Annotated in this window: 27 protein-coding genes and 1 tRNA gene; 26 read left to right on the top strand and 2 right to left on the bottom strand. The window is 61.3% G+C overall.

Annotated features, from left to right (window positions below; translation table 11 throughout):
• Positions 1-19: 19 nt before the first annotated feature.
• The 14 genes from AB7828_RS15695 (at position 20) to AB7828_RS15630 (ending at position 15,297) form a co-directional block, all read left to right on the top strand.
• Entirely contained in the window at positions 20-1,909 is a 1,890-nt protein-coding gene (locus AB7828_RS15695) for a feruloyl-CoA synthase (RefSeq protein WP_441230538.1), read from the top strand.
• Positions 1,910-2,529: 620 nt separating this feature from the next.
• Positions 2,530-3,249 carry an aspartate/glutamate racemase family protein gene (locus tag AB7828_RS15690; RefSeq protein ID WP_120287977.1) on the top strand — a complete coding sequence of 240 codons (720 nt, stop codon included), beginning with the start codon at positions 2,530-2,532 and terminating at the stop codon, positions 3,247-3,249.
• 75 nt (positions 3,250-3,324) lie between these two features.
• Positions 3,325-4,185, top strand: coding sequence for a VOC family protein (locus AB7828_RS15685; protein WP_441230537.1), 861 nt, complete (start codon positions 3,325-3,327; stop codon positions 4,183-4,185).
• Positions 4,185-5,306 carry a M14 family metallopeptidase gene (locus AB7828_RS15680; RefSeq protein ID WP_441232250.1) on the top strand — a complete coding sequence of 374 codons (1,122 nt, stop codon included), beginning with the start codon at positions 4,185-4,187 and terminating at the stop codon, positions 5,304-5,306. Before AB7828_RS15685 ends, AB7828_RS15680 begins: the two co-directional genes overlap by 1 nt.
• 21 nt (positions 5,307-5,327) lie before the next feature.
• The gene (locus tag AB7828_RS15675) at positions 5,328-6,341 is read left to right on the top strand and encodes a zinc-binding dehydrogenase (protein ID WP_120286977.1); all 1,014 of its coding nucleotides are present in this window, start codon (positions 5,328-5,330) and stop codon (positions 6,339-6,341) included.
• Positions 6,338-6,772: a PaaI family thioesterase gene (locus AB7828_RS15670; protein WP_199711956.1), complete on the top strand. Its 435-nt coding sequence runs from the start codon at positions 6,338-6,340 to the stop codon at positions 6,770-6,772. The genes AB7828_RS15675 and AB7828_RS15670 overlap by 4 nt, the downstream gene beginning before the upstream one ends.
• Before the next feature lie 90 nt (positions 6,773-6,862).
• Positions 6,863-8,437 (top strand): ABC transporter substrate-binding protein, encoded by a 1,575-nt coding sequence (locus AB7828_RS15665; RefSeq protein ID WP_441230536.1) that lies wholly within the window; start codon positions 6,863-6,865, stop codon positions 8,435-8,437.
• 14 nt (positions 8,438-8,451) lie between these two features.
• Complete coding sequence (locus AB7828_RS15660; RefSeq protein ID WP_439064900.1) at positions 8,452-9,420, top strand: ABC transporter permease; 969 nt, start codon at positions 8,452-8,454, stop codon at positions 9,418-9,420.
• A 3-nt stretch (positions 9,421-9,423) separates the two neighbouring features.
• Positions 9,424-10,269, top strand: a complete 846-nt coding sequence (locus tag AB7828_RS15655; protein ID WP_093756969.1) for an ABC transporter permease — start codon at positions 9,424-9,426, stop codon at positions 10,267-10,269.
• Positions 10,270-10,276: 7 nt separating this feature from the next.
• A complete protein-coding gene (locus AB7828_RS15650; RefSeq protein ID WP_441230535.1) occupies positions 10,277-11,299 on the top strand; it encodes an ABC transporter ATP-binding protein in 1,023 nt (340 codons plus the stop codon).
• Positions 11,277-12,266: an ABC transporter ATP-binding protein gene (locus tag AB7828_RS15645; RefSeq protein ID WP_441230534.1), complete on the top strand. Its 990-nt coding sequence runs from the start codon at positions 11,277-11,279 to the stop codon at positions 12,264-12,266. The genes AB7828_RS15650 and AB7828_RS15645 overlap by 23 nt, the downstream gene beginning before the upstream one ends.
• A gap of 24 nt (positions 12,267-12,290) precedes the next feature.
• A complete protein-coding gene (locus AB7828_RS15640; protein ID WP_441230533.1) occupies positions 12,291-13,799 on the top strand; it encodes a class I adenylate-forming enzyme family protein in 1,509 nt (502 codons plus the stop codon).
• A 20-nt stretch (positions 13,800-13,819) separates the two neighbouring features.
• Complete coding sequence (locus tag AB7828_RS15635; RefSeq protein ID WP_441230532.1) at positions 13,820-14,557, top strand: SDR family oxidoreductase; 738 nt, start codon at positions 13,820-13,822, stop codon at positions 14,555-14,557.
• A 224-nt stretch (positions 14,558-14,781) separates the two neighbouring features.
• Positions 14,782-15,297 (top strand): Lrp/AsnC family transcriptional regulator, encoded by a 516-nt coding sequence (locus AB7828_RS15630; RefSeq protein WP_089266090.1) that lies wholly within the window; start codon positions 14,782-14,784, stop codon positions 15,295-15,297.
• A 430-nt stretch (positions 15,298-15,727) separates the two neighbouring features.
• On the opposite strand, the gene AB7828_RS15625 is transcribed toward AB7828_RS15630, so the two are convergent.
• Positions 15,728-15,802 (bottom strand) — tRNA-Thr (locus AB7828_RS15625).
• A 323-nt stretch (positions 15,803-16,125) separates the two neighbouring features.
• Here AB7828_RS15625 and AB7828_RS15620 point away from each other — a divergent pair.
• From AB7828_RS15620 to AB7828_RS15600, 5 genes are all read left to right on the top strand, one after another.
• Complete coding sequence (locus tag AB7828_RS15620) at positions 16,126-16,347, top strand: hypothetical protein (RefSeq protein WP_439084153.1); 222 nt, start codon at positions 16,126-16,128, stop codon at positions 16,345-16,347.
• A gap of 35 nt (positions 16,348-16,382) precedes the next feature.
• Positions 16,383-18,092 (top strand): FAD-dependent oxidoreductase, encoded by a 1,710-nt coding sequence (locus AB7828_RS15615; RefSeq protein ID WP_441230531.1) that lies wholly within the window; start codon positions 16,383-16,385, stop codon positions 18,090-18,092.
• Between the two features lie 20 nt (positions 18,093-18,112).
• Entirely contained in the window at positions 18,113-18,421 is a 309-nt protein-coding gene (locus tag AB7828_RS15610) for a UBP-type zinc finger domain-containing protein (protein ID WP_068734755.1), read from the top strand.
• A gap of 41 nt (positions 18,422-18,462) precedes the next feature.
• The gene (locus tag AB7828_RS15605) at positions 18,463-19,386 is read left to right on the top strand and encodes an alpha/beta fold hydrolase (RefSeq protein WP_439072911.1); all 924 of its coding nucleotides are present in this window, start codon (positions 18,463-18,465) and stop codon (positions 19,384-19,386) included.
• A 149-nt stretch (positions 19,387-19,535) separates the two neighbouring features.
• Entirely contained in the window at positions 19,536-20,042 is a 507-nt protein-coding gene (locus AB7828_RS15600; protein WP_441230530.1) for a hypothetical protein, read from the top strand.
• A 24-nt stretch (positions 20,043-20,066) separates the two neighbouring features.
• Here the strand turns inward: AB7828_RS15600 and AB7828_RS15595 are convergent, their stop codons facing one another.
• Complete coding sequence (locus AB7828_RS15595) at positions 20,067-20,699, bottom strand: TetR/AcrR family transcriptional regulator (RefSeq protein WP_441230529.1); 633 nt, start codon at positions 20,697-20,699, stop codon at positions 20,067-20,069.
• Between the two features lie 135 nt (positions 20,700-20,834).
• Between AB7828_RS15595 and AB7828_RS15590 the strand changes: the two genes are divergently transcribed.
• The 7 genes from AB7828_RS15590 to AB7828_RS15560 all read left to right on the top strand — a co-directional run bounded on the left by AB7828_RS15590 (position 20,835) and on the right by AB7828_RS15560 (position 26,729).
• Positions 20,835-21,770: an SDR family oxidoreductase gene (locus tag AB7828_RS15590; protein WP_120286964.1), complete on the top strand. Its 936-nt coding sequence runs from the start codon at positions 20,835-20,837 to the stop codon at positions 21,768-21,770.
• Between the two features lie 42 nt (positions 21,771-21,812).
• A complete protein-coding gene (locus AB7828_RS15585) occupies positions 21,813-22,478 on the top strand; it encodes an epimerase (protein ID WP_441230528.1) in 666 nt (221 codons plus the stop codon).
• Positions 22,479-22,604: 126 nt separating this feature from the next.
• Positions 22,605-23,894 (top strand): UDP-N-acetylglucosamine 1-carboxyvinyltransferase, encoded by a 1,290-nt coding sequence (gene murA, locus AB7828_RS15580; protein WP_184511827.1) that lies wholly within the window; start codon positions 22,605-22,607, stop codon positions 23,892-23,894.
• 21 nt (positions 23,895-23,915) lie between these two features.
• The gene (locus AB7828_RS15575) at positions 23,916-24,362 is read left to right on the top strand and encodes a DUF2948 family protein (protein WP_315843657.1); all 447 of its coding nucleotides are present in this window, start codon (positions 23,916-23,918) and stop codon (positions 24,360-24,362) included.
• A 103-nt stretch (positions 24,363-24,465) separates the two neighbouring features.
• Complete coding sequence (gene hisD / locus AB7828_RS15570) at positions 24,466-25,761, top strand: histidinol dehydrogenase (protein ID WP_441230527.1); 1,296 nt, start codon at positions 24,466-24,468, stop codon at positions 25,759-25,761.
• Positions 25,758-26,255, top strand: a complete 498-nt coding sequence (locus AB7828_RS15565; protein WP_089266102.1) for a UPF0262 family protein — start codon at positions 25,758-25,760, stop codon at positions 26,253-26,255. Before hisD ends, AB7828_RS15565 begins: the two co-directional genes overlap by 4 nt.
• Before the next feature lie 6 nt (positions 26,256-26,261).
• Entirely contained in the window at positions 26,262-26,729 is a 468-nt protein-coding gene (locus tag AB7828_RS15560) for an arsenate-mycothiol transferase ArsC (protein ID WP_068734774.1), read from the top strand.
• Positions 26,730-26,747: the final 18 nt, after the last annotated feature.

Raw genomic sequence — 26,747 nt, 5'->3', positions numbered from 1 at the left:
GTTGTGGGGGAGAGAAGCGATGGTTCTGGACCGCGACAATGCGGCTGGCTCGGGCAGTCTATTTTTTCTGACGCCGTCGGTTGACGCAGAACCGCGATCCGACGGTACGATCCTTCTTCGATCCGATACAGCACTGCGTCCCTATGCGCGTTGTGTCGGGGACTGGCTTGAACATTGGGCACAACAGGTGCCGGAGCGGATCTTTCTGGCAGAGCGGTCCAGTCCGGATGTGCCTTGGGTGACGCTGAGCTATGCCGAGACGCTTCGGCGCGTGCGCAGCGCGGCTAGCTGGATTCTTGCACAGGAGATGAGTGCGCAGCGGCCCCTCGCAGTGCTATCGGACAACGGTATCGAGCATGCGGTTCTCGCCCTGGCAGCGATGCATGTCGGTGTGCCCGTCGCTGCGATTTCGCCGGCCTATTCGCTGATGTCGAAGGATTTCGAAAAGCTGCGTGGCGCGATTCAACTTCTCGATCCCGGTGCCATCTACGTCTCGAACCTGCATCAGTTCGGTCCGGCCCTCGCTGCGATAGGCCCGTTTCACACTGCCGCCATCATCGGCGGTGGCGCGGCTGCCGGGGCGGGATACTCATACGCCGATGTGATCACGACGCCGGTGAGCGCAGCGATCTATCATGCCTTCGCAGCGGTCGATGCCGATACGATCGCCAAGTTCCTGTTCACGTCGGGATCGACCGGCGCGCCGAAGGCGGTCATCAATACCCAGCGCATGCTGACCTCGAGCCAGCAGGCCAAGGCACAGACCTGGCCGTTTCTCGAAACTCAGCAGAGCGAACTCGTTCTTCTGGACTGGCTGCCATGGAGTCATACGTTCGGGGGAAATCACAATTTCAATATGGTGCTGCGCAACGGCGGAACGCTGTACATCGACAGCGGCAAGCCCGCGCCCGGATTGTTCGCGACGTCCATTGCCAATCTGCGCGGCGTCATGCCGACGGTCTATTTCAACGTGCCGCGTGGCTTCGACATGCTTATCGCAGCTCTGCGGAACGACGATGGGTTGCGAGCGCGATTCTTCAACGAGGTCAAGTTCGTCTTCTATGCCGGTGCGGCTCTGCCGCAGAGCACATGGTCGGCGCTGGAGACACTTTCCATCGAAACAATCGGGCGTCCGCTGCCGATGGTCTCTGCCTGGGGATCGACGGAAACATCGCCGCTTGCGACCGATTGTCATTTTCAGGCGCCAAGATCAGGCAATATCGGCGTGCCGATTCCCGGTACGGAGCTAAAGCTCGTACCATCTGACGGCAAGTTCGAGGTGCGGGTGCGCGGGCCCAATGTGACGCCGGGCTACTGGAAGGCGCCGGACCTCACCGCGAAAGCTTTTGATGCGGACGGCTTCTATCTGATCGGCGATGCCGTTGCATTTGCAGATCCGGCTCATCCCGAGCAGGGCTTGCTGTTCGACGGGCGCATCGCCGAGGATTTCAAGCTGACATCAGGCACATGGGTCAACGTCGGAACGCTGCGCGTGGCGGGAATCTCTGCATTGGCGCCGCTGGTTCAGGATATTGTCGTGGCCGGCCATGGCGGCGAGGATGTGCGCTTCCTTCTTGTTCCCAATCTGGCTGCCTGCCGCGCCGTGTCGGGCCTGCCGGAGTCAGCGAGCATCGATGCTGTGCTTGGCTGCGAAAATGTGCGTTCGTCCATAGGGGAAGGGCTCGCAAGACTGAAGGCAGCAGGCGGAGGGTCTTCCACCCATGCAACTTGCGCGCTGTTGCTGGCAGAGCCGCTATCTGTCGATGGCGGCGAAATTACTGACAAGGGCTACGTCAACCAGCGTGCCGTTCTGGCGCGCCGTCCAGTCGACGTCGAAGATCTGAACATAGGGGTCTCAGGTCGCCTGATAATCTGCGCGAGTGCCGAGCAATACGCCCGTCATGCCTAGGACGTTCAGAATCCGAACGATGCATCGGGATTAAAAAAATATCGCGTTGATGGAAGGCATCAAGTCGAACGACCACACGCAAGACTCAGCCGATGCGATCAACTGTCACATGCGGTGTCATGCCGTCGTCACACCCCAGCGCGGCCGCCGTGGTCAAATATGGCGCTCTTCCCCAGAGCACATGGACCGGCGCGAGGGCATTCGCGCGCTCCACGAGGTCGCCTTTCCCTCCAGGAGGCGACCTCGTTTGTTTCAGATGAACGGCTCATGCGGAGTGTTCGCGGAACGTGTCCGATCCGCATGCGTGTTAAGTGGCACTGAGTTCTACTCCTGGTGCAGACCGAACTCCGGCATTCTTCTCACACAGTGAGATTTCACGCGACACACACGGCAACTCCCGGCGCTGCACGTCGTTGCATCATTCTGGTCCGTCAGGGCCGAGCGAAGAAACGTTGATGCGGCGGAATGAAAAATTTGAAATCCTATTCCGCCGATCGCTCGAACTATGAAGTTTCATCTCAAGCAAACAGAGTATGATCGCTGCGATCCGCAATCGGATTGCGCGGCACCGATGCTATCGTTCCCGTCAAATACATCGACTGGAGAAGCGAGCAATGGTGATGCGGACGATAGGTTTGATTGGTGGAATGAGCTGGGAAAGTACTGCTGTTTACTACCGCCGGCTGAATGAGCAAGTCCGCACGGAGCTCGGTGGGCTCCACTCCGCGGATATTCTGATGCGCTCAATCAACTTCGATGCGATTGTGAGCCTGCAGAAGCAAGGGCGTTGGGACGAGGCCTGCCAGGTTCTTGCTGACATCGCCCGGGATCTGGAAGGAGGCGGTGCCGGTTGCATTCTGATCTGCACCAACACGATGCATAAGCTTGCCGACGAAGTGCAGCAGGCAGTGTCGATCCCGCTTCTTCATATTGCCGATGCGACTGGTGCTGCCGTGAAGGCTGCAGGGTTGCAGCGGCCGCTACTTCTGGCAACGCGCTACACGATGGAGCAGGACTTCTATGTGACGCGATTGCGCGAGGGGTTCGGGCTAGATCCCGTTATTCCGGCTGAGGCCGATCGTGTGTTCATTCACGACATCATCTTCGATGAACTATGCCAAGGCGTTGTTCGCGAGGATTCGCGCCGTCTCTATCTCGATGCGATTGCACGAGGAAAAGAGCACGGCGCTGACGGTGTAATTCTTGGTTGCACCGAGATATGTCTGTTGGTCGGCCCCGAGCACATCGATCTTCCCGTCTTTAATTCAACAATTCTGCACGCGGATGCGGCGCTGGCTTTTTCAATGTCGAAAGAAGAGCCGCGACCACGTGCTGCATGACATCGGCGTGATTGATCTTTGGATTGGCATCGATCTTGCTCGTCTCTCTAACCTGGAAGGCAATGAGGCTTTCGTATGAGTGATATGCGTACCGCGCAACGTAAGATCTCGCCGGTCCTCGACCACGTCGTCATTAACGTGATGGGCCAGCTTGATGAGGCTGCTGCGCAATATACTCGCCTCGGCTTTCAGTTGACGGAGCGCGGTCACCATACGCTCGGCTCCAGTAATAACCCGGCGATCTTCGGCACGAACTATCTCGAACTTCTCGGCTATTTGCCGGGGCGTGAAACGATGCGTGCAGATCTCTGGACACATCCGCCAGGATTGAGCGGTCTGGTTTTCAAGTCCGTCGATGCCGATCTGGTTTATGCGACACTGAAGGACAACGCTGTTCCCGTCATGGAGCCAATGAGCTTCGCGCGGCCGGTCGAATTGCCGGGCGGCGCCCAAGACGCGCGTTTCAAGGTCATCCGCGTGGCGGGCGACGAAGTGCAGAACGGCCGCACGTTCTTCTGCCACCATGATACGCCGGAACTGGTGTGGCGCCCCGAATGGCAGACGCATGCCAATGGCGCTACTGAAATCGTCGAATTTGTCATCGCCTCGCAGCAACCGGCGCGAACTGCAGCGCTCTATGAACGCATGTTCGGCGCACCGCTCCTGACGCCGACGGATGGCGGCTTTTCGTTCAGCGCCGGTGCCGCGACGATCTTCATACTCGATCCTGCAGCCGTGGCCGATCGCTACGTCGGGGCCGCGCTGGTCAGCCCGGATGGCACTGACCGCATGGTCGCGCTGATGTTCAAGGTCGCGGCGCTCGACACGCCGCGCGCCGTATTCGATGCGGCCGGCGTTTCCTTCAAGCCCTATGCTGATGGCATCATCGTGTCGCATGCCGATGCAGCCAATGTCGCTCTGGGGTTCACGGCGTGATGGTAGCGCTCCCTAATGATTTCACCCGGAGTTTTGCGCTCGACTATGACGGCGCACGCGTGAAGTTTCGCAACGCTGCGAATGACGTCGGCGCCGCGTTGACCACCTACACCCATCCGGCGCTCAAGGGCCCGAATGGCCAGGATCTGTGCATCGACGTGGCGCGGCTCGGCGATCCGCGCGCAGCTTCGCAACTGGTGATCCTGAGCGGTACGCACGGCCTCGAAGGCCTCAGCGGTTCGGCGGCGCAGATCGGTTGGATGCAGAGCAATTTTGCACGCGCCCTTCCGCGCGGCGTGTCGCTTCTCTTCGTTCACGCGATCAATCCCTACGGCTTTGCCTGGGGTACGCGGACCACTGAAAACAATGTCGATCTCAATCGCAACTTCATCGATTTCGCCGCTCCCCGTCCGGCCAACCCGGGCTATGCGAAGCTCTATCCGCATCTGCTTCCGGAGGACTGGACGCCGGCAGCCCTGCAGATCTACGCCGACGCCGTCGAATCTTTCAAGGACGCGCATGGAGACGACGGTCTGTTCGACACGCTGGCGCGCGGGCAGTACGATTTTCCGGATGGTTCCAATTATGGCGGCGACGGGCGCGAGTGGTCCAATCTGACTCTGGAGACCATTGTCGCCGATCATCTCGGCGCGGCCGAGCGCGTCGGCTTTATCGATTGGCATACAGGCATCGGCGATTTCGGCCAGTCCTTCTTCCTGTGCTTCAACCCTGAAGGCGGCGCGCTTCATGCGGAAGCCGTGCGCTGGTGGGGGCGTGACCGCATCGTCGGCCAGAAGCCGAACAATTTTACGCGGCCCAATTATCAGGGACTCGTGTTTCACGGCATGACCAGGTTCCTCGGCGAGCGACCGATGGTCGGCGCAGTAATCGAATTCGGTACGCGCGGTACCAAGGTTCGTCGCGCCTTGCAGCTCGATCTCTGGCTGAAGTTCAAGGCCGAGAAAGACAGCGAGCGCGTTCGCATGCTGCGCGCAGACCTGCACGATTGCTTCGTGCCCGTGTCGTCGCACTGGCGTGAAGAGACCACAGAACGAGCCATTTCCATCACTCAACAGGCGGTAGAGGGGTTAGCAAGCTGGTCCCTCTCCGCCGCAGCCTGAACCAACGGAGCGAGGTAGATCATGCGAGCAGTTGTCCTTCACGAACACGGCGATAACGATAAGCTGCAATTCACGGCGGATTATCCGACGCCGAAAGCGGGCGAGGGCGACGTTGTCATCCGCGTGCGGGCATCGTCGATCAACTATCACGACGTCTTCACCCGCCGGGGTATGCCCGGCATCAAGGTGCCGCTGCCTGTCATCATTGGTCTCGACGTGGTCGGCGAGATCACCGAACTTGGCGCGGGCGTCACCGGCTGGAACATCGGTGATCGCGTGCTGATCGATCCCGTCAACCGCGTCGAAGGCGGCCTGATGGGCGAGACCCAGGACGGCGGCCTCGCCGAATTCTGCCGCGCCAAGGCGCATCAGCTCGTCAAGATTCCGGAAGGCGTCAGCTTTGAGCAGGCGGCCGCGCTGCCGGTCGCCTATGGCACCGCTATTCGCATGATGAACACCATCGGCCAGATCAAGGCCGGCGAGAAGGTTCTGATCCTTGGCGCCAGCGGCGGCGTCGGCGTGTGCTGTGTCCAGCTCGCCAAGCTGGCCGGCGCCTACGTGATCGCCTGTGCCGGCAGCGAGGAGAAGGGTAAGCGTCTCACCGAACTCGGCGCGGACGAGATCATCCTCTACACGCAGTCCGACTTCATGAAGACGATCTATGAGCGCCACGGCAAGCCACATCGCCGGCGCTTCGTCGAAGGCGGCGGTGTCGATGTGGTCGTCAACTTCACCGGCGGCGATACCTGGGTCAAATCGCTGCGCTGTCTGAAGCTCGGAGGCCGCATTCTGACTTGCGGGGCGACTGCCGGCTACTCGCCTACTGAAGATCTTCGCTTCATTTGGACCTTCGAACTGGAGATCAAGGGCTCCAACGGCTGGGAACGTGACGATATCACAAAACTGTTCGATCTCGTCGCAGCCAAGAAGCTGCAGGTACTGATCGACAAGACCTATCCGCTGGAAGAAGCGAAGGAAGCTGTGCGCGTCATCGAGGACCGTGCGGTATTCGGCAAAGTCGTGGTGACGCCGTGAGCAAGCCCGACGTCAAGACGCTGACGGCCCCTGAGATTCAGCAAATGCTGGACGTGTCGCCGTTCAATCTGTTCCTCGGCCTTGAGGTGATTAAGGCCGATCCGGCAACGCAGGAAGTGACGATGCGGTCGCCGATGCGGCCGGAATTCGAACGCCGACCGGGCTCCAAGCAATGGCATGGCGGCGTCATTGCCTCGGTCATCGACACCGTCGGCGATTTCGCCGTCGGCATGATGGTCGGGCGCGGCCTTCCGACCGTGAACTTCCGGGTCGATTACCTGAAGCCGGCTGTCGATACCGCCTTGGTCGCCGTGTCGCGGGTGCGCCGTGCCGGCAAGAGCGTCGGTGTCGCTGACGTCGATGTGTTTGACGAAAAGGGGGCGCTGCTCGCCATCGGCCGCGGCACCTATTCGACGCTTGAAGCAAAATAATAGCAGGGCCGGGCGGCGCACGATGGCGGACCGGTTCCTGTCTGCAACAAAGGAAGAACAATGAGCGGTTTTAGCAGACGTGATTTTTTGATGACAACGGCCGGTGCTGCTTTAGCCTCCGGCTTTGCCGGTTCTTCCAAGGCGGCAACCGGGGCGCCGAAGCGCGGCGGCACGCTGGTCGGCACATGGGGCGGATTTGAGCCGCAATCGCTGTTCGTTCCAGCGGGTGGCGGCTCCAGTCCGTATTTCACGTCGACCAAGGTGTTCGAGCGGCTGATCCGCCTGACCGCCGATCTCAAATTCGAACCGGTGCTGGCTCTCGGGATCGAACCGGCAGAGGATTTCCGCAGTTACACGATCAAACTACGTCCGAACGTCACTTGGCATGATGGCAAGCCGCTGACCTCGGATGATCTGGTCTTCAATGCGATCCAGTATTGGAAGCCGATCTCCGCTGGCGTCACGCTCGATGCTCTGCTGACCGCGGAGGCCGTGGATCCGCTGACCGTGGTGCTGAAATTCAAAGTGCCGGTGCCAGAGTTCTTCCTCAAATCCGTGCTGGCAGGCAAGGCCGGTCTTGTTATTCCCAAGCATATCTATGACGGGTCGAACATCATTACCAACCCGATCAACAACACGCCGATCGGCACCGGTCCTTTCAAGGTCAAGGAGTGGGTGCGCGGCAGCCATGTCGAATATGCCCGCAATGACAATTACTGGAATTCGGGCCTGCCCTATCTCGACAAGCTGGTGATCCGCTGGTGGCGAGATCCGGCGTCGCGGTCGGCCGCGTTCGAGGCGGGGCAACTCGATATTGGTACCTTCAATCCGATCCCTGCGCCGGACATCGCGCGCCTGACCGGAACCAAGAAATTTGTCGCCGAGACCAAAGGCTATTCGAACTCGGCGTGGATCACGAGCGTCGAGTTCAATCAGCGTCGCGAGATCTTCAAGAAGCGCGAGGTGCGTCAGGCCCTGCTTCATGCGATCGACCGCAGCTTCATCGCGGATACGGTTTTCTTCGGTCGCGCGCGTCCCTCGCTTGGCGCTCTCCATTTCTCGAATTCGATCTTCTTCACCAAAGACGTCCAGGATTATCCGTTCGACGTCAAGAAGGCTGCCGCGTTGCTCGATGCTGCCGGCTATCCGGTGAAGGCCGGTTCGCGCTTTAAGATGAGCCTGGTATCGGCCGGGTGGTTCGAGGAAAACGTCAAGATCGGTCAGTACCTGAAGCAGGCTTTCGAGGACGTCGACATCACCGTCGACCTGGCTATCCCCGATCGCGCGACCTCGCTGAAACGCATCTACACCGACTATGACTATGACGTCGCGGTATCGAACAATTCAGCCAGCATCGAGCCGATCCCGCAGACAACGCAATACTACACTACCGATGGTATCGTGAAAGGGGCAGCCTTCCGCAACGCCACCGGCTATTCCAATCCGAAGATGGACGAGACCGTCAGCAAGATGGTGATCGAGACCGATGAGAAGAAGCGCGTATCCCTGGTGCACGAGTTCGACAAGCTCGCAGCGAGCGACGCGCCGGTCCTTCCGATGGTCGACCTTGAACCCGTGACGATCGCTCGTTCTGACGTTCGCGATCATTCGCTAACCGCGGACTTCATGGGCGAAAGCTGGGCCGAGGTCTGGCTGGACCGCTGAGAGCGGAGGCAAACGTGCGTCGCATCATCATCCGCAGGCTCGTGCAAATCATCCCGTTGATCTTTGCGGTCATCGTGATGAACTTCGTGCTGATCCATCTGGCGCCGGGGAGTCTGTTCGACGTGATGACGTCCGAACAGCAGATCACCGACCCGAAGATGCTGGATCAGCTGCGTCACACCTACGGCGTCGATCAGCCGGTGTCGGTGCAGCTTGCCAAATATATCTGGTCGGTGATGCGGCTCGATCTCGGCTATTCGTACCGGCAGAACGCGCCGGTGTTTGATGTGATCATGCAACAGCTTCCAGCGACCTTGATCCTGATGCTGGCGGCAATCGGAATTGCTTTGCTCGTTGGCGTCACGGCCGGCGTGCTGGCGTCGATCAAGGTCAACACAATCTGGGATAATCTGATCTCGCTCGGTGCGGTATTCTTCTTCGCTGCACCGAGCTTCTGGCTTGGCATCATGATGACGGTGATGTTTGCGGTGAAGCTCGGCTGGTTTCCGGTGGGCGGCATGCGCACCATCGGCGTCGACGAAAGTGCCTTCGGTGCCGTTCTGGATGTGATGCATCATCTCGTCCTTCCCGCAACGGCACTAGGGCTGTTCTATGCCGCGACCTTCGCGCGCGTGATGCGAGCCTCAATGTTGGAGGTCGCCCGGCTGGATTTCGTGCGAACAGCGCGTGCCAAGGGCCTGTCGGGCGGTCGGGTGGTGCTGGCACATGTAATGCGTAACGCGATGTTGCCGATCGTCACGCTGCTCGGACTGCAGCTTGGCACCATGCTCGGCGGCAGCGTCGTCATCGAGGCCGTGTTCAGTTGGCCCGGCATCGGCAGCCTGCTGTTCGACAGCGTGATGAGTCGCAATTTCCCCATGGTGCTCGGTGTGCTCATCCTCGGTTCGCTGCTGGTCGCGGTCTGCAACGCGACCGTCGATCTGCTGTATCTGCGGCTCGATCCCCGGATCAAGGCGAGGTAGATCATGCTGACATTGTTCTTCGACTTCGCCCGGCGCTTCGCCCGCAACCGCGCGGCGCTGGTCGGTCTGTTTCTCGTCCTGGTCGTCGTCGGTGTTGCTATTGCCGCGCCATGGTGGTTCCCGCGCAACCCGCTTCGTATTGTCGGGCGGCCGGAGATCTGGCCCTTCATGTCGTCGCGTTATCCGCTTGGCACGGATTCTCTGGGTCGTGACATTGCGGCGATGATTGCCCACGGCGCCCGCACCACGCTTCTGATCGGTCTCTGCGCCAGCCTGACCGCCACCATCATCGGCATCACCGTTGGCGCCACCGCGGCCTATGTCGGCGGCTGGGTCGATGAGCTGCTGATGCGCCTGACCGAATTGTTCCAGACCATCCCAAACCTGATCTTCGTGCTGACTATCGTGTCGATCCTCGGGCAGAAGATCGAATATGTCACCATCGCAGTGGGCGTCGTGACCTGGACGCCGATCGCACGGCTGACGCGTGCAGAGTTCATGTCGCTGCGCGATCGCGAATTTGTGCAGGCCTGCCGGGCCATGGGGATGGGCAGTCTGCGGATCATGTTCGGCGAGATACTGCCGAATGCACTGCCGCCGGTGATCGTGCTGTCATCACTGGTCGTTGCCGGGGCCGTTCTGTTCGAGTCCGCTGTGGCATTCCTCGGGCTCGGCGATCCCAATGTCACCAGTTGGGGACAGTTGATCGGGGACGGCAGGACGCTCATCCGCTCGTCCTGGTACATCTGCGCGGTGCCGGGTCTCGCGATCATGCTCACTGTGCTGGCGCTCAACCTTGTGGGCGATGGCCTCAACGATGCGCTCAACCCCAAACTGCGGGACCGCTGAGATGATCATGGGCAGCAAAGCCGGTCCAGCGCCGATCCTCTGCATTGAGAACCTGCAGGTGTCGTTGTTCACGCGCCGTGGCGTGTTGCCTGCGGTCGATGGTCTGTCGCTGACAGTCTCGGCCGGCGAGACTCTGGCCATCGTCGGTGAATCCGGCTGTGGCAAGTCGTTGACGGCGCTGGCGATCATGCGGTTGTTGCCGAACCCGCCGGCAAAGATCGTCGGTGGCGCCGTCCGCTTCATGGGGCGTGATCTCGCTGCCTTGTCCGAGCGCGAGATGCAGCGGGTCCGCGGCAAGGACATCTCGATGATCTTCCAGGATCCGATAACATCGCTGAACCCTGTGGTCGCGGTTGGGGATCAGCTGATCGAGGCAATCAGGCGCCACAATGACGTGTCGCGTCACGAGGCGAGAGACCGCGCGGTCGAGTTGCTGCGCCGGGTGCGTATCCCGGATGCGGAACGCCGCTTCAACGATTATCCGCACCAGATGTCCGGCGGCATGAGCCAGCGCGTCATGATCGCCATGGCGATTGCTTGTGGGCCGAAGCTCCTGATCGCCGACGAGCCGACGACTGCGCTCGACGTCACGATCCAGGCGCAGATCATCGAACTGATGAAGGAGCTGCAGTCCTCATCCGATATGGGCCTTATCATTATCACCCATGATCTCGGCGTGGTTGCCGAAGTCGCCGACCGGGTGGCCGTGATGTATGCCGGCCGCAAGGTCGAGGAAGCGCCGGTGGAGGCATTGTTCGAGCGGCCGCTGCATCGCTACACGCGTGGGCTGCTGGGGGCGACGCCGTCGGCACAGCGCCGACGTGGCAGTCGTCTCGTCGAAATTACGGGCAACGTGCCGGCGCTGTCCGATTTGCCGCAGGGCTGTGCCTTCCAGAACCGCTGTCCCGATGTATTCGATCGCTGCCGTGCCGAGCGACCACAGCTGGCGCCGTTGCTGCCGCACCGTTCCGCCGCATGTTTTGCTGCCGAGAAGGAGTTATCGCGCGATGCCGCTACTATCGGTGCTTAGTCTCTGTGTCCAATACCAGAGCGCACAGGGCGTCGTGCGGGCGGTCGACGATGTGAGTTTCGACCTGGAGCCCGGCGAGACTGTGGGGCTGGTCGGGGAATCCGGCTGCGGCAAGTCCACGCTCGGCAAGGCGATCATGCGCCTGGTGCCGACGTCCGACGGACGCGTCTTCCTCGATGGTGACGATGTCACGCGGATGCAGGAAGGCGCGTTGAAGGCCTCGCGGAAGTCGATGCAGATGATCTTCCAGGATCCTTATGGATCGCTCAATCCACGCCACGACGTCGGCACCATCGTCGGGCAACCGCTCAGCGTCGCCGGCTGGTCGCGCCGTGATATCAAGGATCGTGTCATTGAGCTGACGGGACAGGTGGGCCTGCCGGCCGATGCGATGCGGCGCTATCCGCATGAGTTCTCTGGCGGCCAGCGCCAGCGTCTCGGCATTGCGCGTGCACTTGCGCTCAAGCCCAAGGTCATCATCTGCGACGAGCCGGTATCTGCGCTGGACGTTTCGGTGCGCGCGCAGGTCATCAATCTGCTCGAGGACCTGCAGCAGGCAACGGGCGTGTCGTATCTATTCATCTCGCACGATCTCTCGGTCGTCGAGCATATTTCGGATCGGCTGATCGTGATGTATCTCGGTCGGATCGTCGAAACAGGCCGCAGCGAGGACGTCTGGGATAGACCGGCGCATCCTTATACGGAGGCATTGCTTGCCGCCGCGCCGATCGCCGATCCGCGCACCGCACGCAGCCGCACCCGCAGCGTGCTGCAGGGTGAGTTGCCCAGCCCGCTCAATCCGCCGCCAGGCTGCAGCTTCAATACGCGCTGCCCCTACGCTCAGGCGCTTTGCCGCGAGGAGCGACCGATGCTGCGCGATGTCTCCGACGGCCGCAAGGTGGCTTGTCATTACGATCTGCTTGAACAACCCGCGGCGCTGCCGCGGGTTGCGCGGGTAGCCAATTAAGTTCTCAGAAGTGGAGTATTGCCAATGCGGTGGAATAATCTCGGTGACCTGATCGATCGCAGCGGTGACCTTGATCGGGAGGCGGTCATCGATCTGATCGATCCCGCGCATCCCAGGCGCTACACGCACCGTCAGATCGACGAGATGGCAAACGGGGTCGCCCAGTATCTTGTCGATAGTGGCTACAAGCGCGGCACACATATCGCGATCCTGTCGTTTAACCGCGCCGAATACATCATTTGCTATTTCGGCATCATGCGCGCCGGATGCATCGCTGTCCCGGTCAATATCAAGGCTGCGCGCGACACGGTCGATTTTGTGATGGACGACGCGAAGATCGCGCTGGCATTCGTCGACAATGCCAATCGGCCGATGGTGCGCGACGACATTCCCGTCATCAATTTCGACGACAACGGCCCAGAGGGCTTTTTCGCGACGATCAAGCCCGCCTCGTTCACAGCGGTAGAAACCACGCGGGAGGAGGTCGGGCAAATGCTCTATACGTCCGGCTCCACCGGCCGGCCCAAAGGCGTACCACTATCGCATTACGGACAACTCTGGGCGATCTCGACACGGACCAGCGGCGCGCTCAATCAGGATGATCGCTACATCATCGCGCAGCCGCTGTTTCACATGAATGGCCTGTTCGCCATCAAGACGATCTTCGCTCAGAATGCGTCTGTAGTGGTGCTGCCGTCATTCGAGACCCGCAGTTATATCGAAGCCATTGCCAAGTATAAAGTGACCGCTGCCACGGCTGTTCCCACCATGTGGGCCCGTGTCGTCAAGGAAACGGAACTGCTGGCGAAGAACGATATCGCCTCGGTTCGTCGCCTGATGCTTGGGTCGGCGCCGATGACCATGGGTCTGTGGGACAGGATCAAGCAGGCGCTGCCCAACGTCGTGATGACGATGGGTTACGGCACCACGGAAGCGGGGCCGGCTGTGTTCGGTCCGCATCCCGACAAGATCCCGACGCCGCCGTTAGGGTTGGGCTATCCGATCCGCGTGGAGGACGTCCGTCTCGTTAATGGAACCGAAAATGAAGGTGTGCTGTTGATGCGCAATCCAGCAGTGCTGGATCACTATCACAATCTGCCGCAGCAGACCGCCAAGGTGCTGACCGATGGTTGGTATTACAGTGGCGATGTGATGCGCCGCGATGCCAACGGCTTCTATTTCTTCGTGGGCCGAGCGGATGACATGTTCGTCTGCTCCGGCGAAAACATCTATCCGGGCGAAGTCGAAAAGCTTCTGGAACGTCACCCACAGGTCCAGCAGGCGGCAGTAGTGCCGTTGCCCGACGAGGAACGGAGCCAGGTGCCGGTTGCGTTTATTGTCACGCGCGAGCAGCCCACGCCGAGCTTCGACGACATCCGTCAGTTTGCGATCGCCAATGGTCCGGCATATCAGCACCCGCGGCGGGTTGAGTTCGTCCACGAACTGCCTTGGGCGGGCACGAACAAGATCGATCGCAAGGCGCTGATCGACAGGGCGCGGAGCCTGGAAGCCAGTCACGGCTGGTCCGCATGAGCGGGCTGGCAGGAAAAATCGTGCTGGTCACTGGCGCGAGTCGGGGGATCGGTCAGGCGATCGCGCTTCGCCTGGCGAAGGACGGCGCAACCGTTGCGGTTCATTACAACGCCTCGGTCGATGCCGCGAATGCGACTGTGACGGCCATCTCCGCCGCTGGCGGCAATGCCTTTGCCATCAAGGCCGATCTCTCGGAACGCGGTGGCGCAGCCGCCTTGGCCGCGGATTTTGGCGCCGAACTGACCGAGCGCCATGGCAGCCCTGCATTCGACATTCTCGTTAACAACGCAGGCGTCGGAAAACGCGCGACCATTGAGGATATTTCCGAGGACGACTTCGATCTTCTGCTGCAGACCAATCTGAAATCGCCGTTCTTTCTGATCAAGGCACTGATGCCACATCTTCGCAATGGCGGACGTATCATCAATATCTCGTCGATGGGGACGCGTTCGGCCTATCCGACCATGGCCGCCTATGTGCCGGCCAAAGCGGGTCTGGAAGCGCTGAGCCGATTGCTGGCCGTTCATCTCGGCGGTCGACAGATCACGGTGAATTCCGTGATGCCCGGTGCGACGGCGACGGACATGAACATCGTCGCGCGCGATCCGGTGGCCAGCCGCGCAGTGGCTGAGACAATCGCGCTCGGCCGGGTCGGGCAACCCGACGATATCGCCAGGGTCGTCGCCTTTCTCGCGTCGGGCGAAGCGGGCTGGGTCACTGGCCAGCAGATCGATGCCAGTGGTGGCCAGCGACTGTAAGAGGCCACGCGTTCAATCAACGCGCCGATATCACGACACGCGGTAGCGAATTCATCTTAGCGCTGCGTTAGCAGAGGCGTCGCTTTTGACGCCAGCCTGCTGCTCGAATGCGCAGCGATGATAATTGTTTATGCTCGCGAACTTTCAAATCTCGCAATAGCATTGCGTCACGATGGCAATGAACGGCAGAAATATTCTGCGTACACCCTTCATCGGAGGTCACAATGCTCGACGAGCTCGACCGCAAAATTCTCGCGGCACTCCAGGTAGACAGCAGCCTTTCCATGCAGGACCTGGCTGATCGCGTTGGCCTGAGTTCCACGCCGTGTTGGCGTCGCATCCAGAAGCTCGAAAGCTCTGGCTACATCAAGCGACGCGTTGCACTTCTCGATGCAGATAAGCTGAATTTGGGTGTCAGCGTTTTCATCGCCGTGCGAACGAACCAGCATAACGCGGAGTGGGTTCAGCGTTTCCGGAAAATCGTCGTCAGCTTCCCCGAGGTGGTCGATTTCTATCGCCTGAGCGGCGACGTGGACTATCTGATCCGGGCTGTGGTCTCGGATATCCGGGCCTACGACGATCTTTATCAGCGGCTGATCGCCAAGATTGATCTGCATGATGTGTCGTCGATGTTCACCATGGAGCAGATCAAGTCGACGACCGAATTGCCGCTCATGAATGCTTTGGTGAAGCAGGGGCGGGGCGATATATCTTCGGCGGCGCATTCCCTGTCGCATTGAGAGGCCGCGGCTCCGAAGCTGCCGCATGGAGTGTAATCGTTCGTGTGCTGCGGGCAGCACCGTTCCACGATTTCCGGCTAGAGCGGTACGTGCCGGCCGATCGCATCTGCGTCTTCTACGGTTCGACGAGGGTCGGCAGAGGCATTATGTGGGCCAAACGAAAAACCCGCCGGTTAGGGCGGGCTTCGGCAGTCGTCTCGATTTTGGTCCATCATTCAAAGCCACAAGTGTACTGCCCCCGCGAAGGGGGTCTGTTTCAAGCTCGTTTGAGTCCGGTGATAGGGCTGCTTATGCCGGATGATTGGAACAGGCAGGGAACAGAGCCCCGGATAGTCCCGTATTGAACCGCGATTGGCGTTCTGTTCTGCCGCGAGATGCCTGATTGTCAGGTGCCTCGGTCGGGAGAACTTATTGATTTAACAGGGAAAAATGGTGCTGCCAGACAGGATTGAACTGTCGACCTCTCCATTACCAATGGAGTGCTCTACCACTGAGCTACGGCAGCATGCTGGGTGCAGGAATCAGCCTCGAGGGCGCCTACCAAGCGGGGCGATCCTTGCCACAAGGTCACGGGCGGCGCAAGCGCGGGTGGCACTTAGAATGCATCATTATAACAGGGGTGTGGTCGGCCTGTTGCGGTTGCAGCCGCCTTGCGCTTCGCCATTGGCGAGTCGATCCGGTTCCCCATGGCCTCGATAACCGCCGGCAGAGCCTTCATTGGCCGGATCATCACCTCGAAGTCGATATCTCGCGTGATCCGTTGAAGGCGGTTATGTATGGGGTCACAGGATCCAATCTGGCGCATCTGTGCACGCCATTCGATCGACCATGACCGCCATGACCGATAAGCCGAGCAAACCCGCCAAGGAAAGTGCAGCTGCCCGTCAGGACAGGCTGCGCCAGGCGCTGCGTGAAAATCTCAAGCGCCGGAAGGTGCAAATGCGCGGGCGCGCCAGTCAGGCCGGCGATGTCGTCGCAGTCGAGGCGTCATCGGATGCCGATAAGATACAGGACTTCTGTTCAAGACCCGTCGATCCCGATCGGGATTGATGGCACCAGTCCGCCGCGTGAGCATGCGAGTTTAAATGTCGTCAGAATCCCAGGCATCATCCAGCGCCGAGTTGCCGGCCTATGCGCCGCGGGCGGCGCTGCCGCGCCACGATCAGACCTTTCCTGTGCTGACGGCGGCGGAGATCGAGCGGATGCGCCGCTTCGGTGAGATCCGACATTACAAGGATGGCGATTGCCTGTTCGAGACCGGCAAGCCCGGTCCCGGCATGTTCGTGGTGTTGTCCGGACATGTGGCGATCACCCAGCGCGACGGCTTCGGCCGCATCACGCCGGTGGCCGATCAGTGCACCGGACAGTTCGTGGCCGAGATCGCGCAACTATCGGGCCGCGTCGCGCTGGTTGACGGTCATGCTGAAGGCGATATCGAGACACTGCTGATTCCGCCGGAACGGCTGCGCGCGCTGTTGATCGCGGAAGCGGATCTGGGCGAGCGCATCATGCGTGCGCTGATCCTGCGTCGGGTGAACCTCCTGCAGGGCAGCGCTGGCGGTCCGGCTTTCATCGGCACGGCCAATTCCAGCGATGTCATTCGCCTGCAGGGCTTCCTCTCCCGCAACGGCTATCCGCATCATCTGCTCGACCCCGCAACGGACAAGGACGCCGCCGATCTGATCGCGCGCTATACGCCGTCGCCGGAGGATCTGCCGCTGGTGGTGGTGGCCGACGGCACGGTGCTGCGCAATCCGTCCTTCTCCGAACTCGCCCGCGCGATGGGCATGATCAGTCATATCGCCAAGGGCAAGACCTATGACGTCGCCATCGTTGGCAGCGGGCCTGCGGGCCTGTCCACCGCAGTGTATGGCGCGTCGGAAGGCCTGTCGATCGCGGTGTGCGATGCCAAGTCATTCGGAGGACAGGCCGGCGCCAGTGCGCGGATCGAGAACTATCTCGGCTTCCCCACCGGCATCTCCGGGATGGCACTCACGGCGCGTGCCTTCAACCAGGCGCAGAAGTTCGGCGCCGATATCATGATCCCGGCGGCCGTGAAGTCGCTGGACTGTTCACGCAAGGACGGACTGTTCGCTCTTGAACTTGACGACGGCGATGTCATGCGTGCCAAGGCTATCGTAGTGGCATCGGGCGCACGCTATCGCCGGCCGGATATCGAGCGGCTCGCCGATTTCGAAGGTCGCGGCGTCTGGTACTGGGCATCTCCGATCGAGGCCCGGCTCTGCAGGGAGCAGGAAATCTACCTGGTCGGCGGTGGCAATTCGGCAGGTCAGGCGGCGGTGTTTCTCGCGAGCCATGCCAACAAGGTGCATATGGTGATCCGCGGTGGCGGCCTCGGCGCCAGCATGTCGCGCTATCTGATCGAGCGCATCGAGGCCACACCGAATATCGAGCTGGTCTTCAACACTGAAGTCGTGGCGCTGGAGGGGACGCAGGAAGTGGGGCTCGAACGGATCTGTACCCGTAGTCGGCTGTCCGGCGAGGAGTCCTGCGCTGACATCCGCAATCTGTTCCTGTTCGTCGGCGCCGATCCCGCCACCGAATGGCTGGCGGATTGCGGCGTCACCCTCGATCGTCATGGCTTCATCATCACCGGCATTCCCGCCAATGGTCGCAGCGTGCAGGCACTGGAGACGTCGGTGTCCGGTGTCTTTGCGGTCGGTGATGTGCGCTCGGGTTCGGTCAAGCGCGTCGGCGGCGCGATCGGCGAGGGCGCCCAGGTGGTAGCGGCGCTGCATGGTTTTCTCGGCGATACGGCCACGCCGACCCTTTGAGCCGATAACGGGAGATCATCATGCCCAAAGGCTGCACGCATATTTCCGGCATTCGCGACGTTACGCCGAGCGCACTCGGTTGCGAGGAATGCCTGAAGACGGGCAGCATATGGCTGCACTTGCGGATCTGCCGGACCTGCGGTCACGTCGGCTGTTGCGACGATTCCCCGAACAAGCACGCGACCAAGCATTTCCATGCCACGAAGCATCCGATCATCGAGGGCTACGATCCGCCGGAAGGTTGGGGCTGGTGCTATGTCGATGAAGTGATGTTCGATTTGTCGGATCGAAAGACTCCGCACAACGGGCCGATTCCGCGCTACTACTGAGACAATCGTCCCGACGCGGGCGACGTTTCAGTGGGGACTTCATGCACATTTTTACGATCGGACGCCGGGCTTTGTTGGGTGTGCTGCTGGCCGTCCTGGCAGCGCCGTTTCTCCCCGTATCCGCTTCAGCGCAAGCTCCGCAAAGCCGCTTCGCCACCATCAACGGCGTCAAGCTGCATTATCTCATTGCGGGCAAGGGCGATCCGATCGTGCTGCTGCATGGCTATGCCGAGACCAGCCATATGTGGCGCCCGCTGATCGCGAAACTTGCGGCCAGTCATACGGTGATCGCGCCAGATCTGCGTGGCTTCGGCGATTCCGACGCGCCGGCTGATGGCTACACCAAAGCGGCGATGGCACGCGATATCCATGCGCTGGTGGCCGGCTTGAAATATCCCAAGGTGAAAATTGTCGGCCACGACATCGGTCTGATGGTCGCCTATGCCTATGCTGCGCAATATCCGAGCGAAGTCGATCGTATCGCGTTGATGGATGCCTTTTTGCCTGGTGTTGGCGACTGGACGCATGTCTGGCTGTTGCGCGACCTCTGGCACTTCCATTTCTACGGCAAGACGCCGCTGGCGCTGGTCGCGGGCCGCGAGCGCATTTACCTTGAGCACTTCTGGAATGATTTCGCCGCGAACCCGAAGAAGTCGGTGCCGGAAAAGGACCGCGTGTTTTACGCCAAGGCCTATGCGAAGCCCGGCCATATGGCAGCCGGTTTCGAGGTCTTCCGCGCTTTTGAGAAAGATGCCGCCGAGTTTGCCGAACTTGCCAAGACCAAACTGCCAATGCCGATGCTGGTTCTCTCCGGTGAGAAGGCCGGTGGGTCTTTCCTGATCGAGCAAGGGCGCCTCGTCGCCAGCAATGTGGACGGCGTTATCGTCAAAGGCTCAGGCCATTGGCTGATGGAAGAAGCCCCCGATCAGGTGATCCCGAAACTGGTTGAGTTTCTCAACAAGTAGGATTTCGCGGCTCTATTGATCGAACGCGAAAGTCTTGAACGAAACGGCGCCTTGCACGCAAATCTATATGATGACTATCAGCCAAAAACTATTGGCAAGTTCCCGCGCTGCACCCTAAGATTTGAAAAGTTCTAAAGCAGGGGTGCATCATGGTCCTAGGAATGAGCTTGGCAACGTTCACGTTGCTTCATGTGGTGGTCAGCCTGATCGGCATCGTCGCGGGCCTGGTCGCAATGGTCGGGTTGTTGAAGTCAAAGCCGATGCCCGGCTGGACCGGTCTGTTTTTGCTGACGACGATCCTGACCAGCGTGACCGGCTTCTTCTTTCCGGTCGAAAAACTGCTGCCGTCGCATGTCATCGGCATCATTTCGCTGGTGCTGCTGGCAGTCGCCTGTCTGGCGCTGTACGGCCAGAAGCTGGCGGGGCGCTGGCGCTGGATTTACGTGCTGACCGCGATGATCTCGCTTTATCTCAATGTGTTCGTGCTGGTGATCCAGAGCTTCCTGAAGGTCCCGCCGCTGCATGCGCTGGCACCGAGCGTGCCGCCGAGTGAGCCGCCTTTTGCGATCGTTCAGGGCATCGTGCTGGTGTTCTTCGTCGTCACGACCTTCCTTGCGATCAGGAAGTTTCGCCCGATGCCCGGCGGCTTCGCCTGATCGCCGGGCGGCTAATATCACCCGTCAGGTTTTCGCCTTGCGTGCGGGCGGCTCGTCGAGGGCCGCCCGGATATCCGCAAACATGCGCCTGACCAGCACGTCCGGCTTTTCGCGCGCGCCTTGGGTCAGCCAGTTCTCGCTCGCGATCCGGATGGCGCCGGTGGTGATCATTGCCACCAGTCGCGCCCGCGTCTGACCGGTCTTGTCGCTGGCGCGCGCTGCAAGCGCCCCCGCCATCGCGCGTTCCATCTTCTCGTATTTGAGCTGCTCGCGCGCCTGCAGTGCTGGCGTTTCGCGCTTCAACCGGGCAATGGCGATGGCATCCTCGGGGTTGAGGTGCCGAGTCATGGTCAGGATCGCATTCTCTGCTGCGGTGATCATCGATTCATCAGCAGGGCGTTCGGCGATGGCAGCGGTCAGGGCATCGGCGCTGCGATCCTGCCACGCCACCACGACATCTTCCTTGGACGCGAAATAATGGAAGAAGCTGCGGCGCGAGATCTCGGCGGCGGCCGCGATATCGTCCAGCGTGGTAGCCTCGTAGCCTTTGGCCAGAAACAGCTTCATCGCCGCTTCCGTCAGCCGCTGCAGGGTCTGCTCACGCTTGCGCTCGCGCAGCCCGGCGGCCGGCGCAATGTCGGCCGCTGACGTTTTCAATTTTGATTTCAGAGGCTTGGCGGTGCTCATCGGCCTTAAGATAAGGCTAGCCTGCACCTATTGCAAATTTGCACTGAGTGCACATTTAGCCTTGCGCAGGCGTTCGTGCCGCTGATCGGATGTGGGGAGACAGAGATGAGCGATTGGACCACTAGGGACATTCCGCCCATGACCGGCAAACTGGCCGTGGTGACCGGGGCGACAGGCGGCCTCGGCTTCGAGACGGCAATGGCGCTTGCGGGAGCCGGCGCCGAAGTGGTGCTGACCGGCCGTAGCGACACCAAGGGGAGCGCTGCGATCGAGCGCATCTGCGAGCGACATCCCGACGCGATCATCAGCTATGAGCACCTCGATCTCGCCAGCCTGGACGCCGTCGCTACTTTCGCACGCCGTTTCGATGCGATGTACGCGTCGCTTGATCTGCTGATTAATAATGCCGGCGTGATGGCGCTGCCGACGCGCCAGACCACCGCCGACGGCTTCGAGATGCAGCTCGGTACCAATTATCTCGGTCACTATGCGCTCACGGCGCGTCTGCTCCCTGTGCTTCGCCGCAACAAGGCGCCGCGTGTGGTCAATCTCAGCAGTCTTGCGCATCGTTCGGGCCTCATCGATTTCGACGATCTTCAGGGCGCGACATTCTACAAGCCGTGGAAAGCCTATCAGCAGTCGAAGCTCGCGATGCTGATCTTCGCGATCGAGTTGCAGCGGCGCAGCGATGCCGCGGGCTGGGGTCTGATGAGCAATGCCGCGCATCCCGGTTTCGCACTCACCGATCTCATTCCGAACGGTCCCGGCAGCGGTGGCTTGATGGGGCTCGGAAGCCGGTTGCTGCGTCCGCTGAGCCATTCAGCCGCCGCCGGTGCCTTGCCGACATTGTTTGCAGCCACCTCACCCGATGCGAAGCCAGCTGGCTATTACGGCCCGAACGGCGTCTACGAAATGAAGGGGCCGCCGGCTCCCGCGAAGATCATGCCGCGAGCTCAGGATGCCGCCGTCGGCGCGCGGCTGTGGGAGGTCTCAGCTGCGCTCACCGGCATGTCGTTTGATCAGGTCGCAATTGCCGCCTGATTGCGTCGCGCGATCGACTGTCAGTCATCCAAAGGAAGTCTCATGAAAGTCATTCTGTTCGGTGCGACCGGCATGGTTGGGCAAGGCGCGCTGCGCGAGTGTCTGCTCGATCCCGATGTCGAAGCCGTGCTCGTGGTCGGCCGCAGTCCTACCGGGCAACGCGATGCCAAGTTGCGTGAGATCACGCATACGGATTTTTTCGATCTGTCGGCCATCGCGCCCGACTTGACGGGCTATGGCGCCTGCCTGTTCTGCCTTGGCGTCTCGTCGCTGGGCATGAGCGAGCCGGACTATCGTCGGATCACCTACGACATCACCCTCGCGGTGGCGAACACGCTGGCGCGACTCAATCCTGGCATGACCTTCGTCTACGTGACCGGCCAGAGCACCGACAGCACCGAGCAGGGCAGCGTGATGTGGGCGCGGGTCAAGGGCAAAACCGAGAACGACTTGCTCAAGCTGCCGTTCAAGGCGGCCTATATGTTTCGCCCCGGTGGCATCCAGCCGCTGCACGGTGTGCGCTCGAAGACGGCGTGGGTTCAGGCGATCTACACCGCGACCGCGCCTCTCTGGGAGCTGCTGGTCCGGATCGCGCCAAGATACGTCACCACGACAGAGAAAGTCGGCCGCGCCATGATCCGGGTGGTTCGTAACGGCTACTCCAAGCCAATCCTGGAAACCCCGGATATCAATCAGGTCGGAGCGTAAACGGGCCGATTCGGCCCTTTTTCAGATTTGCTGCCGGCCTCATCGAAAAACCGCAAATTTCGACGCTTTTGCTTTAAAGAGGCCATCCGCCCTATAGTCAGGGCACAGCAATCAGCGGGAATCGGTATGGATCGCATTCGCATCGTCGGCGGCAGCAAACTCAATGGCACGATCCCGATTTCGGGCGCCAAGAACGCGGCGCTGCCATTGATGATCGCCGGTCTGTTGACCGACGAGACGCTGATTCTCGACAACGTGCCGCGTCTGGCCGACGTCGCGCAGTTGCAGCGCATCCTCGGCAATCACGGTGTGGACATCATGTCGGCCGGCAAGCGCCCGGGCGACCATGAATATCAGGGCCAGACCCTGCATATCTCCGCCGCCAACATCATCGACACGACAGCGCCCTACGAACTGGTCTCGAAGATGCGCGCCTCCTTCTGGGTGATCGCGCCGCTGCTGGCGCGTATGCACGAAGCCAAGGTGTCTCTGCCCGGCGGCTGCGCCATCGGCACCCGTCCGGTGGATCTCTTGATCATGGCGCTGGAGAAGCTCGGCGCAGAACTCACCATCGACGGCGGTTATGTCATTGCCAAGGCCCCCGGCGGCCTCAAGGGCGCCGAGATCGATTTCGCCAAGGTCACCGTGTCCGGCACCCATGTAGCGTTGATGGCTGCGACGCTGGCCAAGGGCACGACCGTCATCAACAATGCTGCGTGCGAGCCGGAAATCGTCGACGTCGCCGACTGCCTGAACAAGATGGGCGCGCGCATCTCCGGCGCCGGCACCCCGACGATCACGATCGAGGGCGTGGCCAAGCTGAATGGCACGCGCCACACCGTGCTGCCGGATCGTATCGAGACTGGCACCTATGCCATGGCCGTGGCCATGACCGGCGGCGATGTGCAACTTTCAGGCGCACGGCCTGAATTGCTACAGTCGGCGCTCGACGTACTGGTCGAGGCCGGCGCGACGGTGACGCCGAACAACGACGGCATCCGCATCTCGCGCAACGGCGCGGGTATCAAGCCGGTGAACGTGTCGACAGCGCCATTCCCCGGCTTTCCGACCGATCTGCAGGCGCAACTCATGGCGCTGATGACGACAGCCACGGGCTCCTCGCATATCACCGAGACAATTTTCGAGAACCGCTTCATGCATGTGCAGGAGCTGGCACGCTTCGGCGCGCGAATTCACCTCGACGGTGAAACCGCGACCATCGACGGTACGGCCAAGCTGCGCGGCGCGCCCGTGATGGCGACCGATCTGCGCGCCTCGGTCTCTCTGGTGATCGCCGGCCTCGTCGCGGAAGGCGAGACCATGGTCAACCGCATCTATCATCTCGATCGCGGCTTCGAGCGGCTCGAGGAAAAGCTGTCCGCCTGCGGCGCTACCATCGAGCGCATCAGCGGATAGGATTCTCTCAAAGGGGTCGCCGTGACGGGTCAACGCAAGCTGATTGCACTGGATGCCGACGACCTCGCGGTGATTTCCGCGCATGTTCAGGATGCGGCCGTCAATGTTGGCGACATTATCTGGCGGCAGGGCGAGAAGCGGCTCGTGGTCGGCATGAGCCGGCTCGACTGGGATCAGACGATTTCAGGGGAAGTCACGCCGCGCCGGCTGGTCTCGGCGCTGCGCTTCGACCGCGTGCTGGCCTGCAAGTCCCGCGATATCGATCTCGAAACGCCCGACATCGCGCTGGAACTGTTCGGCATCGAATTCCATGCCGCCGAGCCTCCTGGCGGTAGCGTCGTCCTGATCTTCGCCGGTGGGGGCGCACTCCGGCTGGATGTCGAGTGTCTCGAGGTCGAACTGGCCGATCTCGGCCCGGACGATCTGACCAGCGATGCCGGCACCGAGGCCTCCGGTCTGGACGCCTGATCCGCTATTCATCCTTTCCATGGCAGCACAGGGTTGACGGCCCTTTGCCGCCGCGCCATTGAGCAGGGGGCCTTGGCCGGCAAGGCCCCGCCGGAACACCAGAATGCCAATTCGTATCGATACCGCCAGCGCCGATTTCACCCAGCGCTTCAATGCTTTCCTGACCATGAAGCGTGAAGTCGCGGCCGATATCGAGGCGGCCACCCGCGCCATTGTCGACGATGTCGCCGCTCGCGGCGACGCAGCGCTGCTGGAGGCCACCCGTAAGTTCGATCGGCTCGACCTCAAGGCCTCGGCTCTGCGCGTGACCCCTGCCGAGATCGATGCCGCCGTGGCCGCCTGCGACGCAGAGACCGTCGAGGCCCTGACATTCGCCCGCGATCGCATCGAGCTGTTCCACAAGCGCCAATTGCCCAAGGACGACCGCTTCACCGATGCGCTGGGCGTCGAGCTTGGCTGGCGCTGGAGCGCCATTGAAGCTGTTGGTCTCTATGTGCCCGGTGGCACCGCCGCCTATCCATCGTCGGTGCTGATGAATGCCGTGCCGGCCAAGGTCGCAGGCGTCGAGCGCGTGGTGATGGTGGTGCCGTCGCCGGACGGCAAGCTCAACCCACTGGTGCTGGCCGCGGCGAAGCTCGGCGGCGTGTCCGAGATCTATCGCGTCGGTGGCGCGCAGGCCGTGGCCGCTTTGGCCTATGGCACCGCGAGCATCGCGCCGGTGGCCAAAATCGTCGGTCCCGGCAATGCCTATGTGGCCGCTGCCAAGCGCCAGGTGTTCGGCAAGGTCGGCATCGACATGATTGCCGGCCCCTCAGAAGTGCTGGTCATTGCCGACGATACCGCTAATGCCGACTGGATTGCCGCCGATCTGCTGGCGCAGGCGGAGCACGACGCCAATGCGCAGTCGATCCTGATCACCGACAGCGAGCGCCTTGCGGACGATGTTATCCTTGCCGTCGAGGCCCAGCTCACCACACTGCCGCGCGCCGAGATCGCGCGTGCGTCGTGGGAGAGTTTCGGCGCGGTCATTCTGGTCGATAAGCTCGATGACGCCGTGCCGCTCGCCAACGCCATCGCCGCCGAGCATCTCGAAATCATGACGGCCGATCCTGAGGCGTTCTCGCTCAAGATTCGCAATGCCGGCGCCATCTTCCTCGGCGGCCATACGCCGGAAGCGATCGGTGATTATGTCGGCGGCTCGAACCACGTGCTGCCGACCGCACGCTCGGCGCGGTTCTCGTCGGGTCTCGGCGTACTTGACTTCATGAAGCGAACATCGATCCTGAAGTGCGGGCCGGATCAGCTGCGGGCGCTGGGACCGGCTGCGATGACGCTGGGCAAGGCCGAAGGCCTCGATGCTCACGCACGTTCAGTCGGATTGCGCCTCAATTTGCGATGAGTAATGCCCCTCCACCAGAGGATGACAGCAACAACCGCATCGTCGCGGTGACGCTCGATGAGGAATCGATCGGCCGTTCCGGGCCGGATATCGAGCATGAGCGCGCGATCGCGATCTACGACCTGATCGAGCAGAATCTGTTCGCGCCGGAAGGCGCACACGTCGGCCCGTTTACGCTGCATATCGGCATCACCGGCAGCCGGCTGATGTTCGACATCCGCCGCGAGGACGGCACGCCAGTCGTCGCGCACCTTCTGTCGCTGGGGCCGTTCCGCCGCATTGTGAAGGACTACTTCATGATCTGCGACAGCTACTATCAGGCGATTCGCACCGCTACGCCCGACAAGATCGAGGCCATCGACATGGGCCGCCGCGGCATCCATGACGAAGGCTCGCGGACGCTGCAGGAACGATTGGCCGGCAAGGTGCGCGTCGATTTCGAAACGTCGCGCCGGCTTTTTACGTTGATCTCTGTCCTTCATTGGAAAGGCTAGTCGCTGATGGCCGCGCCGCCACGCGCGCGTACGCCGCAGGCGGTGTTGTTTGCCTGCGGCCAGAATAGCGTGCGCTCGCCGATGGCCGCCAGCCTGTTGCAGCAGATGTTTCCGCAGGCGCTGTATGTGAAATCCGCCGGGGTGAAGAAGGGCGAGCTCGATCCCTTCGCAGTGGCCGTGATGGCCGAACTCGGCCAGGACATCTCCAGACACAAGCCCATGACCTTCGAGGAGCTTGAGGACTGGGAAGGGCTCAATTTCGATCTCATCATTACGTTGTCGCCGGAGGCGCATCACAAGGCGCTGGACCTGACGCGCACCGATGCCGCCGAGGTTGAATACTGGCCGACGGTGGATCCCACGGGAACCGAAGGTAATCGCGACCAGAAACTGGCCGCCTATCGCGAGGTCTGCGATGGACTGCTGCTGCGGATCCGCAAGCGTTTCGCCAAAGGCGGTGCTGCCAGCGGTTAAATAACCGCACCGCGGTTG

The organism is Tardiphaga sp. 215_C5_N2_1 (assembly GCF_052076055.1).
Taxonomy (GTDB): Bacteria; Pseudomonadota; Alphaproteobacteria; order Rhizobiales; family Xanthobacteraceae; genus Tardiphaga; species Tardiphaga robiniae.
This window is presented reverse-complemented; position numbering and strand designations above follow the sequence as displayed.

Excerpts from the sequence above, each read along its gene's own strand:
- AB7828_RS15695 (WP_441230538.1), top strand. The coding sequence starts at position 20 with ATGGTTCTGGACCGCGACAATGCGGCTGGCTCGGGCAGTCTATTTTTT.
- AB7828_RS15690 (WP_120287977.1), top strand. The coding sequence starts at position 2,530 with ATGCGGACGATAGGTTTGATTGGTGGAATGAGCTGGGAAAGTACTGCT.
- AB7828_RS15685 (WP_441230537.1), top strand. The coding sequence starts at position 3,325 with ATGAGTGATATGCGTACCGCGCAACGTAAGATCTCGCCGGTCCTCGAC.
- AB7828_RS15680 (WP_441232250.1), top strand. The coding sequence starts at position 4,185 with ATGGTAGCGCTCCCTAATGATTTCACCCGGAGTTTTGCGCTCGACTAT.
- AB7828_RS15675 (WP_120286977.1), top strand. The coding sequence starts at position 5,328 with ATGCGAGCAGTTGTCCTTCACGAACACGGCGATAACGATAAGCTGCAA.
- AB7828_RS15665 (WP_441230536.1), top strand. The coding sequence starts at position 6,863 with ATGACAACGGCCGGTGCTGCTTTAGCCTCCGGCTTTGCCGGTTCTTCC.
- AB7828_RS15655 (WP_093756969.1), top strand. The coding sequence starts at position 9,424 with ATGCTGACATTGTTCTTCGACTTCGCCCGGCGCTTCGCCCGCAACCGC.
- AB7828_RS15650 (WP_441230535.1), top strand. The coding sequence starts at position 10,277 with ATGGGCAGCAAAGCCGGTCCAGCGCCGATCCTCTGCATTGAGAACCTG.
- AB7828_RS15645 (WP_441230534.1), top strand. The coding sequence starts at position 11,277 with ATGCCGCTACTATCGGTGCTTAGTCTCTGTGTCCAATACCAGAGCGCA.
- AB7828_RS15640 (WP_441230533.1), top strand. The coding sequence starts at position 12,291 with ATGCGGTGGAATAATCTCGGTGACCTGATCGATCGCAGCGGTGACCTT.
- AB7828_RS15630 (WP_089266090.1), top strand. The coding sequence starts at position 14,782 with ATGCTCGACGAGCTCGACCGCAAAATTCTCGCGGCACTCCAGGTAGAC.
- AB7828_RS15620 (WP_439084153.1), top strand. The coding sequence starts at position 16,126 with ATGACCGCCATGACCGATAAGCCGAGCAAACCCGCCAAGGAAAGTGCA.
- AB7828_RS15615 (WP_441230531.1), top strand. The coding sequence starts at position 16,383 with ATGTCGTCAGAATCCCAGGCATCATCCAGCGCCGAGTTGCCGGCCTAT.
- AB7828_RS15610 (WP_068734755.1), top strand. The coding sequence starts at position 18,113 with ATGCCCAAAGGCTGCACGCATATTTCCGGCATTCGCGACGTTACGCCG.
- AB7828_RS15605 (WP_439072911.1), top strand. The coding sequence starts at position 18,463 with ATGCACATTTTTACGATCGGACGCCGGGCTTTGTTGGGTGTGCTGCTG.
- AB7828_RS15600 (WP_441230530.1), top strand. The coding sequence starts at position 19,536 with ATGGTCCTAGGAATGAGCTTGGCAACGTTCACGTTGCTTCATGTGGTG.
- AB7828_RS15590 (WP_120286964.1), top strand. The coding sequence starts at position 20,835 with ATGAGCGATTGGACCACTAGGGACATTCCGCCCATGACCGGCAAACTG.
- AB7828_RS15585 (WP_441230528.1), top strand. The coding sequence starts at position 21,813 with ATGAAAGTCATTCTGTTCGGTGCGACCGGCATGGTTGGGCAAGGCGCG.
- murA (WP_184511827.1), top strand. The coding sequence starts at position 22,605 with ATGGATCGCATTCGCATCGTCGGCGGCAGCAAACTCAATGGCACGATC.
- hisD (WP_441230527.1), top strand. The coding sequence starts at position 24,466 with ATGCCAATTCGTATCGATACCGCCAGCGCCGATTTCACCCAGCGCTTC.
- AB7828_RS15565 (WP_089266102.1), top strand. The coding sequence starts at position 25,758 with ATGAGTAATGCCCCTCCACCAGAGGATGACAGCAACAACCGCATCGTC.
- AB7828_RS15560 (WP_068734774.1), top strand. The coding sequence starts at position 26,262 with ATGGCCGCGCCGCCACGCGCGCGTACGCCGCAGGCGGTGTTGTTTGCC.